At 74.7% G+C, this 10,965-nt stretch carries 9 protein-coding genes; 8 read left to right on the top strand and 1 reads right to left on the bottom strand.

The features are described from left to right. Nucleotides 1–93: 93 nt before the first annotated feature. The 4 genes from E1258_RS24890 (at nt 94) to E1258_RS24875 (ending at nt 6,023) form a co-directional block, all read left to right on the top strand. Entirely contained in the window at nt 94–1,260 is a 1,167-nt protein-coding gene (locus tag E1258_RS24890; protein WP_132405370.1) for a glycosyltransferase family 4 protein, read from the top strand. A gap of 23 nt (nt 1,261–1,283) precedes the next feature. Further along, entirely contained in the window at nt 1,284–3,506 is a 2,223-nt protein-coding gene (locus E1258_RS24885; RefSeq protein WP_243715669.1) for a hypothetical protein, read from the top strand. A gap of 151 nt (nt 3,507–3,657) precedes the next feature. Continuing rightward, nucleotides 3,658–5,421, top strand: coding sequence for a CTP synthase (locus tag E1258_RS24880; protein WP_132405368.1), 1,764 nt, complete (start codon nt 3,658–3,660; stop codon nt 5,419–5,421). Continuing rightward, entirely contained in the window at nt 5,418–6,023 is a 606-nt protein-coding gene (locus E1258_RS24875) for an NUDIX domain-containing protein (protein WP_132405366.1), read from the top strand. The genes E1258_RS24880 and E1258_RS24875 overlap by 4 nt, the downstream gene beginning before the upstream one ends. A gap of 107 nt (nt 6,024–6,130) precedes the next feature. Here E1258_RS24875 and E1258_RS24870 read toward each other — a convergent pair whose 3' ends face one another. Beyond that, on the bottom strand, nt 6,131–6,382 hold the full coding sequence (locus tag E1258_RS24870) for a TM2 domain-containing protein (protein WP_036375267.1): 252 nt from the start codon (nt 6,380–6,382) through the stop codon (nt 6,131–6,133). Between the two features lie 289 nt (nt 6,383–6,671). Here E1258_RS24870 and ald point away from each other — a divergent pair, with 289 nt between their 5' ends. The 4 genes from ald to E1258_RS24850 form a co-directional block, all read left to right on the top strand. Continuing rightward, nucleotides 6,672–7,787, top strand: a complete 1,116-nt coding sequence (gene ald / locus E1258_RS24865; RefSeq protein WP_132405364.1) for an alanine dehydrogenase — start codon at nt 6,672–6,674, stop codon at nt 7,785–7,787. After that, nucleotides 7,784–8,794 (top strand): site-specific tyrosine recombinase XerD, encoded by a 1,011-nt coding sequence (locus tag E1258_RS24860; RefSeq protein ID WP_132405372.1) that lies wholly within the window; start codon nt 7,784–7,786, stop codon nt 8,792–8,794. Before ald ends, E1258_RS24860 begins: the two co-directional genes overlap by 4 nt. A 210-nt stretch (nt 8,795–9,004) precedes the next feature. Beyond that, on the top strand, nt 9,005–9,928 hold the full coding sequence (locus E1258_RS24855; RefSeq protein WP_036375269.1) for a ParA family protein: 924 nt from the start codon (nt 9,005–9,007) through the stop codon (nt 9,926–9,928). A gap of 70 nt (nt 9,929–9,998) precedes the next feature. Continuing rightward, on the top strand, nt 9,999–10,965 hold a 967-nt coding region (locus tag E1258_RS24850), incomplete at its 3' end, for a ScpA family protein (protein ID WP_243715668.1).

Below are 10,965 nucleotides of genomic sequence, written 5' to 3'. Positions count from 1 at the left end.
GTCCGGAACGGGGCGACGGGAAGGAGACGGTGTCCGGGTGAGCGCGACGACGGGCGGCCGACCGGGGGTGGCAGTGGACCGGAGGTGGCCGTGGTGACGGGCGCGACACCGGCCGCCGGACGGCACGGCACCGTGGTGCTCCTGCTCGCCTCCAGCACCGGCGGCGTCGGTCAGCACGTCCGTTCCGTCGCCCGGGGCCTCGCCGCGGCGGGCGCGACCGTGCTGGTTTGCGGGCCCGCCGCCACCGAGGAGCAGTTCGACTTCACCGGGGTGGGCGCCCGTTTCCAGCCGGTCGAGATCCCGGCCAGCCCCACCCCCGCCGACGCCCGGGCGGTCGCCGCGCTGCGCCGCGCGCTGGCCGCCGAACCGGTCGCCGTCGTGCACGCGCACGGGCTGCGCGCCGGACTCGTCGCCGTCCTCGCCCGGCCGGCCGCCCCACTTGTGGTCACCTGGCACAACGCGGTGCTCGCCCGGGGGTTGCGCGGCGCGCTGTCCCGGGTGGCCGAACGGGTCGTCGCCCGGGGTGTCCGGGTCGCCCTCGGCGCCAGCGCCGACCTCGTCGAGCGGGCCGTCGCGCTCGGTGCCGCCGAGGCCCGGCTCGCCCCGGTCGCCGCGCCGGCGCTGCCCGCGCCTCGCCGCCGCCGGGCCGCCGTCCGCGCCGAGTTCGGGGTCGCCGCCGGCCAGCCGCTGATCCTCTCCGTCGGCCGGCTGCACCCCCAGAAGCGGTACGACGTGCTGGTCGACGCCGCCGCCCGGTGGCGTGGCCGTACCCCTGCGCCGGTCGTGGTGATCGCCGGGAGCGGGCCGGCGTACCTTCCCCTCGCCGCGCGGATCTCCGCCGCCCGTGCCCCGGTCACTCTGCTCGGGCACCGCACCGATGTGGCCGACCTGCTCGCCGGGGCCGACCTGGCCGTGGTGACCAGCGACTGGGAGGCCCGCCAGCTGTTCGCGCAGGAGGCGCTGCGGGCCGGCGTACCGCTGGTGGCGACCGCCGTCGGCGGCCTGCCGGAGCTGGTCGGCGACGCCGCCGTGCTGGTGAGCGCGGGCGACGTGGACGCGGTCGACGCGGCCGTGCGCGAGCTGCTCGACGACCCCGACCGGCGGGCCGCGCTGGGCCGCTCCGGCGCCGCGCGGGCGGCGACCTGGCCCACCGAGGCGGACACCGTCGCCGAGCTGGCCGCCCTCTACGCGACGCTGGCCGGCGACGCCCCCGGCCCGGCGGCCCCGGACGCCGACGCCCCGTCGACGGGACGCCGGTGATGCTGCGCGGACTGAAGCCGGTGCTGCTGCGCAGACTGCCGCCGGTTGTGCTGACCCTGCTGGTCGTGGTGCTCGGGGTGACCGCTCTCGCCGCCCGGCCCGCCACCGAGGCGCCCCGGCGCACCGCCGACTTCGTGGTGCTCGCCGGGGTGGCCGGCCTGCGCTGGGACGACGTCGACCCGCAGACCACCCCGACGCTGTGGCGGATGGCCCAGCAGGGCTCGATCGGCTCCCTGTCGGTGCGCTCCGCGCACCGGCCCACCTGCCCCGTCGACGGCTGGCTGACCCTGGGCGCCGGCAACTTCGCCGCCTGGAACGGCAGCCGGGTCGGCGGCGGGTGCCCGCCGGCGGGGGTGACCGTCGAGCAGCCCGACGGCATCGGCGCGAACCTTCCCGACCAGGAGGGCGTCGTGCTGCACAACCAGCAGCGCTTGCCCTGGGGCGCGGTGCCCGGCTCGTTGGCGGAGTCGGTGCGCTGCTCGGTCGCCGTCGGTCCCGGCGCGGCGGTGGCCGCCGCCCGCCCGTTCGGCCGGGTCGACCGGTACGCCGCGGCGCTGCCCGACGACCCGGCTCCGCTGCTCGGCTCCTGCGTGCTGAGCATCGTCGACCTCGGCACCGTCACCGGCGCCGACCGGGCGGCCCGGGCCGAGCAGGCCCGCCGGGCCGACGCCGACCTGGCCCGGGTCCTCGCCGCCCGGCCGCCGCGTTCCCTGGTGCTGGTGGCCGGGATCGCCGACACCGGCCTGCCGTCCCGGCTGCACGTCGCCGTCGCCGACGGTCCGGGCTGGGAACGGGGCTGGCTCACCTCGCCGACCACCGGCCGGGAGGGCTACCTGCAACTGGTCGACCTCGCGCCGACCGCGCTCGCCGCGCTCGGCCGGCCGATGCCCGAACGGCTGTTCCTCGGCCGGTCCGCCGTCTCCGTCGGCGGTCGCCCGGCGGACCTGCCCACCGCGATCGCCGCGCCGGCCGACGCCGACCGGGAGGCCGCCGCCCAGCGCCGGGTCGCCGGCTGGTTCTTCGCGCTGCTCGCCGGCGCGCAGGTGCTGCTCGCCGTGGCGGTGCTGCCGCTGCTGCGCCGTGCCCGCCGACACGCCGGGCCGGTCGGTCCGGCCCCGGTGCCCCGGCGGGTGGTGGCGACGGTCGAGTTGCTGCTGGTCGCCGCCGCCCTCGCGATCCCGGCGGCCCTGCTGGCCGACGCGGTGCCCTGGTGGCGCGGCGACCACGCCGGCTGGTGGTTCGCGGCGGTGACCGTCCTGCTGGTGGTGGGCGCGACCGCCGTCGTCCGATTCGCTCCCGGGCACGACTCGACGCTCGGGCCGCTCGGCGCGGTCGCCGGCCTGGCCACCATCGTGGTCGCCGCGGACGTGCTCACCGGGGCCCGGTTGCAGCTCAACGGCGTGGCCGGCTACTCGGCCCTGGAGGGCGGCCGGTTCTTCGGGTTGGGCACCGTCGGGCTCGGCGTGTTCGTCGCCGGGTCGCTGCTGTGCGCCGGCTGGCTGGCCCAGCGGGCGCCCCGCCGGTGGCGGCCCATGGTGGTGGTCGCCGCCGGAGGGGCCGCCGTGGTGGTGGTCGGCAGCCCGTACCTCGGCGCGGACTCGATCGGCGCGATCGCGCTGACCGCCGGGGTGAGCGTGGCCGCCGCGATCAGCACCGGCGGCTGGCTGACGGTCAGCCGGCTGCTCTGGGCGGCGATGGCGGGGCTGGCGGTCACGATCGGCTTCGCGGTGGTCGACCTGCGCCGGCCGGCCACCGAGCGGGGCAGCCTCGGCCGGTTCCTGGCCGCCCTCGGCGACGGCACCGGCGGGCTGACCGTGCACCGGTCCAGCACGGCCAACTTCGAGACCCTGATCAACAGTCCACTCACGGTGCTGGCCCTGGCCGGTGCCCTGCTGGTCTGGTTCGCGCTGCTCCAGCCGTGGGGCGGGCTGATGCGGCTGTTCGGCATCTACCCGGCGATGCGGGCCTCGATGGCCGGCACGGCGGTGGCCGCCGGTATCGGGGGGGTGCTCGGCGGCTCCGCGCTCGACGTCGCCGGTGCCGCCGGTGCGCTGGTGGTGCCGATGGCGGCGCTCGCCGCGCTGCGGGTGCTCGACCATTCCACCGACCGGACCCAGCCGGGCGACGGCGGTCCCGCCAATGGCCGGATCGGTCTCGGCGGTGTCGGCCCGGCGGGCGGCCCGGCCGCGCCGGAGGGGGCACCCGACCGGGCCGCCCGCACGTCGACCGGGGTCGCGACGGCCTGATCCGGTACCCCGCCCCGGCCCGGCGACCTCGGGTGCGGCCTGCGGACCCGGCCGGGGGAGGTGTTACCGTGGAGTCCCGTGGATCGCGTGATCACTTTGCTGATCGGCACGGCGGTCTGCACGACCGCGACGGACGACACGGGAGCAGGCGTTGGCCCCTTCAGCACGGACGACCAGGCACATTTTCGTCACCGGGGGCGTCGCCTCCTCGTTGGGTAAGGGCCTCACCGCCTCCAGCCTCGGCAACCTGCTCTCGGCCCGGGGGCTGCGCGTGGCGATGCAGAAGCTGGACCCGTACCTCAACGTCGACCCGGGGACGATGAACCCGTTCCAGCACGGTGAGGTCTTCATCACCGAGGACGGTGCCGAGACGGACCTCGACGTCGGGCACTACGAGCGTTTCCTCGACCGGGACCTGTCCGGCAAGGCGAACGTCACCACCGGCCAGATCTACTCGGACGTGATCGCCAAGGAGCGGCGCGGCGAGTACCTGGGCGACACGGTCCAGGTGATCCCGCACATCACCAACGAGATCAAGGCCCGCATCCTCGGCATGGCCGACCCGGACGTCGAGGGCCAGGTCCCGGACGTGGTGATCACCGAGGTCGGCGGCACCGTCGGCGACATCGAGTCGCTGCCGTTCCTGGAGGCGATCCGCCAGGTCCGCCACGACCTCGGCCGGGACAACTGCTTCTACCTGCACGTCTCGCTGGTGCCGTACCTGGCCCCGTCGGGCGAGCTGAAGACCAAGCCCACCCAGCACTCCGTGGCGCAGCTACGCAGCATCGGCATCCAGCCCGACGCGTTGGTGCTGCGCTGCGACCGGGAGATCCCGGAGAAGGTCAAAATCAAGCTCTCGCTCTACTGCGACGTGGACACCGAGGCGGTCGTCGCCGCCCCGGACGCGCCGAGCATCTACGACATCCCGAAGGTGCTGCACCGCGAGGGACTCGACGCGTACGTGGTGCGCCGCCTCGGCCTGTCGTTCCGCGACGTGGACTGGGCGAGCTGGGATGACCTGCTCGACCGGGTGCACCAGCCCCGGCACACCGTCACCGTGGCGGTGGTCGGCAAGTACGTCGACCTGCCCGACGCGTACCTGTCGGTAAGCGAGGCGATCCGGGCCGCCGGGTTCGGCCACCTGTCCCGGGTGCAGCTGCGTTGGGTGCCCAGCGACGACTGCGTCACCCCGGCCGGCGCGGCGGCGGCTCTGGCCGGCGTGGACGGCATCGTCATCCCCGGCGGCTTCGGCGTACGCGGCATCGAGGGCAAGATCGGCACCGCCCGGTACGCCCGGGAGAACGGCGTCCCGCTGCTCGGCCTCTGCCTCGGCCTGCAGTGCATGACCATCGAGGTGGCCCGGCACCTGGCCGGCCTGGACGGGGCGAACTCTCTGGAGTTCGACGAGGAGGCCACCCACCCGGTCATCGCCACCATGGCCGACCAGGAGGACATCGTCGCCGGCAGGGGTGACCTGGGCGGCACCATGCGGCTGGGCGCGTACCCGGCGCGGCTGGCCGAGGGGTCGATCGTGGCCGAGGCGTACGGCGTCACCGAGGTCAGCGAGCGGCACCGGCACCGGTACGAGGTGAACAACGCCTACCGCGAGCAGCTCACCAAGGCGGGGCTGCACATCTCGGGCACCTCCCCGGACGGCCGGCTGGTCGAGTTCGTCGAGCTGGACCGCGGCCTGCACCCGTTCTTCGTGGCCACCCAGGCGCACCCCGAGCTGAAGAGCCGCCCGACCCGGCCGCATCCGCTGTTCGCGGCGTTCGTGAAGGCCGCCGTGGCGTACTCCGAGGCCGACCAGCTCCCGGTCGACCTGGACTCCGTCGGCGTGCCGGCAGAGGCGTCGCGCCGGGCCGACCGCAACGGTGGCGCTGCCGCCGGGCGCAAGACGGCGGCGGCGTCGTGAGGGCGGTCGCGCACCGCTACGAGGTGACCGAGCGGCGGGAACGCTACGCCGGGTCGATCTTCTCCGTGGTCACCGACGAGGTGACCATGCCCGGCGGTGCCACCGCCACCCGCGACTACGTCCGGCACGTCGGCGCGGTCGCCGTCGTGGCCCTCGACGACGCCGGCCAGGTGGTGCTCATCCGGCAGTACCGGCACCCGGTGGGCCGGCACCTGTGGGAACTGCCCGCCGGCCTGATGGACGTCTCCGGCGAGGACCTGGTCGCCGCGGCGGCCAGGGAACTGGCCGAGGAGGCCGACCTCACCGCCGGCACCATCGACGTGCTGGTCGACCTGCACAGCTCGCCCGGCTTCTCCGACGAGGTCGTCCGGGTGTTCCTGGCCCGGGACCTCGCCGACGTGCCCGCCGGTCAGCGCCACGAGCGCAGCGAGGAGGAGGCCGACCTCCAGGTCGTGCGGCTCGATCTCGACGCGGCGGTGCGGATGGTGCTGTCCGGTGAGATCACCAACGCCTCCGCCGTCGCCGGGCTGCTCGCCGCCGCCCGGGCCCGGGACGTCGGCTGGTCGGCGCTGCGCCGCCAGGACGCGCCGCTGTGCCGCTGAGCTGCGACGGTTGGTGCCCCGGCGCGGGCCCGCGTGCACCGGCAGACTAGGCGACGACGAAGGGGCCGTGCGGCGAACCGCACGGCCCCTGACGGACAGGCCGGAGATTAGTCGCGCAGCGGGCGGCCCTGCCCGTCGACGCCGCCGTTGACCAGGATCAGGATGCCGTCGATGACGCCCCAGATGCCGCCGAGGCCGCAGGTCACCACGGTCACCACGAGTTGGAGCACGCCGGTCTTGGTATCGCCCATGTAGAACCGCCCGACGCCGAAGCCGCCGAGGAGGATGCCGAGTACACCCGCGACGACCTTGCTCTTGTCGGAGACGCCCTGCGGATACTGCTGGTGAGGAGTGGTCATGGGGCGACACCATAGTGATCGACTCGCGCCTTGTCCGCAGCGGCACCCCACCGGTGGGACGATGGGAGGCGAATACTGTCGGAACGGCTGATCCGCTCTCCGCCGCTGGCCCGGTCCACGCCTGACACATCGTCAGCGCCGCCGGGCACCGGATGGCACTGTGTCGGCGCCGCGAGACGGACGGCCCGCCTAGACTGCCGCCGGCGGGACCGGTGGACGGCGGCGGCAATGGGGCCTTCGCGCACCGGGCGGTCGGGGCGCAACGGCCCCGGAAAGAGGTGTCTGCATCGTGAAGGTCGGAATCCCTCGCGAGGTCAAGAACCACGAGTACCGCGTGGCGATCACGCCCGCAGGCGTCAACGAGTTCACCCGCAGCGGCCACCACGTCTTCGTCGAGTCCGGCGCAGGCGTCGGATCGAGCATCGCCGACGAGGAGTTCGCCGCGGCCGGCGCGAAGATCCTGGCCACCGCCGACGAGGTGTGGGACACCGCCGAGCTGGTGCTCAAGGTCAAGGAGCCGGTCGCCGAGGAGTACCACCGCATGCGCACCGGGCAGGTGCTCTTCACCTACCTGCACCTGGCCGCGTCCAAGGCGTGCACCGACGCGCTGGTCGAACGGGGCGTCACCGGCATCGCGTACGAGACGGTGGAGCTGCCCGACCGGTCGCTGCCGCTGCTCGCCCCGATGTCCGAGGTGGCCGGCCGGCTCGCCCCGCAGGTCGGCGCGTACCACCTACAGCGCTCCGGCGGCGGGCGCGGCGTCCTGATGGGCGGCGTCTCCGGCGTGTACGCGGCGAAGACCGTGGTCATCGGCGCGGGCGTGTCCGGCATGAACGCCGCCGCGATCGCGCTCGGCCTGCAGGCCGAGGTGCTGCTGCTGGACAAGAACGTGGCCCGGCTGCGCCAGGCCGACGCCATCTACCGGGGTCACCTGCAGACGGTCGCCTCCAACGCGTACGAGATCGAGCGGGCCGTGCTCGACGCGGACCTGGTCATCGGCGCGGTCCTCGTCCCCGGCGCGAAGGCCCCGACCCTGATCTCCAACGAGCTGGTGTCCCGGATGAAGCCGGGCAGCGTACTCGTCGACATCTCCATCGACCAGGGCGGCTGCTTCGAGGACTCCCGGCCCACCACCCACGCCGAGCCGACGTACCAGGTGCACGACTCGATCTTCTACTGCGTGGCGAACATGCCCGGCGCGGTGCCGCACACCAGCACGTACGCCCTGACCAACGTGACCCTGCCGTACGCCCTGGAGCTGGCCAACCAGGGCTGGCGCGAGGCGCTGCGCCGCGACCCGGCCCTGGCGCTGGGCCTGAACACCCACGACGGGCAGGTCGTCTACGGGCCGGTCGCCGAGGCGCACGGCATGCCGACCCTGCCGCTGGCCGAGGTGCTGGCCTGACCGAACAGCGGCGCACCGGGGCACCGGACGCAGCCGGCGCGCAACCCGCGCCGGCCCTGCGCCGCGCCGTGCGCGGCTACCTCGACCACCTCACCGTCGAGCGTGGCCTGTCCGCGAACACCCTCGCCTCGTACCGCCGGGACTTGGAGCGCTACCTCGCCACCCTCACCGATGCCGGCATCGGCGACCTGGCCTCGGTCGGAGCCGGCGTCGTCGAGGCGCACCTGGCCCGGCTGCGCGCCGGAGACGACGGCCACCCGCCCCTGGCGGTCTCCTCCGCCGCCCGGGCGGCGTCGGCCGTGCGCGGGCTGCACCGCTTCGCCCTGCGCGAGGGGCTGGCGGGGACCGACCCGAGCCGCGACGTCCACCCGCCCGCCCCGCCGCGCCGGCTGCCGCGGGCGCTCGCCGTCGACCAGGTGGTGCGGCTGCTGGAGACCGCCGGCCCGGTGACTGCCGCCGGCGACGGCGCGCCGCTCGCGCTGCGTGACCGGGCGCTGCTGGAGTTCCTGTACGGCACCGGCGCGCGGATCTCCGAGGCCGTCGGCGCGGCGATCGACGACCTCGACGGCCTCGACACCGGCGAGGCGACGGTGCTGCTGCGCGGCAAGGGCGGCCGGTCCCGCCTCGTGCCGGTCGGCGGGTACGCCGCCGAGGCCCTGCGGGCCTGGCTGGTGCGCGGCCGGCCCGCCCTGGTGGCCGCCGGCCGGGGCACCCCGGCGGTGTTCGTCAACGTGCGCGGGGGCACGCTGACCAGGCAGGGGGCCTGGACCATCCTGCGGCGGGCCGCCGAGCGGGCCGGGCTGCCGGTGGACGGCGCGAACGCGGTCTCCCCACACACCCTGCGCCACTCGTTCGCCACCCACCTGCTCGACGGCGGCGCCGACGTGCGGGTGGTGCAGGAACTGCTCGGCCACGCCTCGGTGACCACGACCCAGGTGTACACGTTGGTCACCGTGGAGCGGCTGCGCGAGGTGTACGCCACCGCCCACCCGCGCGCCCGCGGCTGACCGTGCGTGACGAGCTGCCCAGTCGTCCCGCCGGCGCCGACCGGTCCGGGCCGACACGCCGTACCGGTGCCGAACGCCCTGCTGGCCGGTGGCGTACAGTCGGCATGGCGCGGACCTTGCGGGGCGACAGGACCGGGGTGCGCAGCGGCGCCGCGAGGGACGTCGGACGGCTCCGACGCCGGGTGGTCGTCGGGAGGGGGCAACGAGGACATGGCTGGCAACGGTGACCGTGCCGAGACCTGGACGTCGGAGCTCCGCGAGCAGCAGGCCACGCTCGGCGCGGACCTCGGGCCGGCGGACCCGGCGGCCTACACGATGCGCAAGCCGATTCCCGAGCCGATGCCCACCGACCGGCACGGGCCGGCCCGGATCATCGCGATGGCCAACCAGAAGGGCGGCGTCGGCAAGACCACCACCACGATCAACCTGGGCGCGGCGCTCGCCGAGTACGGGCGCAAGGTGCTGCTGGTCGACTTCGACCCGCAGGGCGCCCTCTCCGTGGGCCTCGGCGTCAACCCGCACAACCTCGACCTGTCGGTCTACAACCTGCTCATGCAGGACGATGTCACCGCCGAGGACGTCCTGATCAAGACGGACGTGGCGGGGCTGCACCTGCTGCCGGCCAACATCGACCTCTCCGCCGCCGAGATACAGCTCGTCAACGAGGTCGCCCGCGAAATGGCCCTGGCCCGGGTGCTCAGGTCGATCCGCAAGGAGTACGACTACATCCTCATCGACTGCCAGCCCTCCCTCGGTCTGCTGGCGATCAACGCGCTGACCGTCGCGCACGGCGTGCTCATCCCCCTGGAGTGCGAGTTCTTCAGCCTACGGGGCGTGGCCCTGCTGCTGGACACGATCGACAAGGTGCGCGAGCGGCTCAACTTCGACCTGGAGCTCGAGGGTATCCTCGCCACCATGTACGACAGCCGCACCACCCACTGCCGTCAGGTGCTTCAGCGGGTGGTCGAGGCGTTCGGCGACAAGGTCTACCAGACGGTGATCACCAAGACGGTGAAGTTCCCCGAGTCCACCGTCGCCGGCGCGCCCATCACCACCCTCGACCCGGCCTCGTCCGGCGCCCGCAACTACCGACAGCTCGCCCGCGAGGTGATCGCCGCGCAGGCGGAGCGGTAGGCCGGGTGCCCCGTCGCCAGCGCGTACGTCCCTGCCCGGGGCCGTACCTTGCCGTCGCGGTGCCCGGAGCGTGGACTACGGTCGTCCGGTGACCGCGCCGCCCCTCGACCCGCCCGCCGTGCCCGCGCCCGGCGTGGCCGGTGACGGCCGGGGTGCGGCGGCCGGCGACGGCGCGGGCGGGGAGTCCACCGGATTCACCGTCCGGCTGGACAACTTCACCGGCCCGTTCGACCTGCTGTTGCAGCTCATCAGCAAGCACAAGCTGGACGTCACCGAGGTGGCCCTGCACCGGGTCACCGACGAGTTCATCGCCTACCTGCGGGCCATGGGCGACCAGTGGGACCTGGACGAGACCAGCGAGTTCCTGCTGGTCGCCGCCACCCTGCTCGACCTGAAGGCGGCCCGGCTGCTGCCTGCCGCCGAGGTCGAGGACGAGGAGGACCTGGCGCTGCTGGAGGCGCGGGACCTGCTGTTCGCCCGGCTGTTGCAGTACAAGGCGTTCAAGGAGGCCGCAGCGCACATCGCCGAGTTGGAGGCGGTCGGCGGTCGGCGTTACCCCAGGGCGGTCACCCTGGAGGCCCGGTACGCCGAGGCGCTGCCCGACCTGGTGCTCGGCATCGGCCCCGAGCGGCTGCTCAAGCTGGCGATCAGGGCGATGACGCCGAAGCCGGTGCCCGAGGTCTCCATCGCGCACGTGCACCTGGTCCGGGTCAGCGTCCGCGAGCACGCCGCGATCATCGCCGAGCGGCTGCGCCGGGCCGGCATCGCCACGTTCTCCCTGCTCTGCGCTGACTGCGAGGCCACCCTGGAGGTGGTGGCCCGGTTCCTCGCGCTGCTGGAGCTGTACCGGGAGGGTCTCGTGTCCTTCCTGCAGGAGCAGGCCCTGGAGGAGCTCACCGTCCGCTGGACCGGCCCCGCCGACGGCGGCACCGACCTGCACGTCGACGAGTACGCCGGCTCCGCGCCCGAGCCGGGCACCGCGGAAGCCGGCTCGGGTCCTGGAGAGGCGGGCCGGGGCGAGCCGGGGGCCGGTGGTG

The organism is Micromonospora sp. KC207 (assembly GCF_004348615.1).
Classification (GTDB): Bacteria; Actinomycetota; Actinomycetes; order Mycobacteriales; family Micromonosporaceae; genus Micromonospora.
Note: the sequence above shows the minus strand (reverse complement) of the source record. Positions and strands in the feature narration are given on the sequence as shown.

What these genes read in the sequence shown, in the direction of transcription:
- E1258_RS24855 (WP_036375269.1), top strand. Translation starts at nt 9,005, where the DNA reads ATGGCTGGCAACGGTGACCGTGCCGAGACCTGGACGTCGGAGCTCCGC.
- E1258_RS24870 (WP_036375267.1), bottom strand. Translation starts at nt 6,382, where the DNA reads ATGACCACTCCTCACCAGCAGTATCCGCAGGGCGTCTCCGACAAGAGC.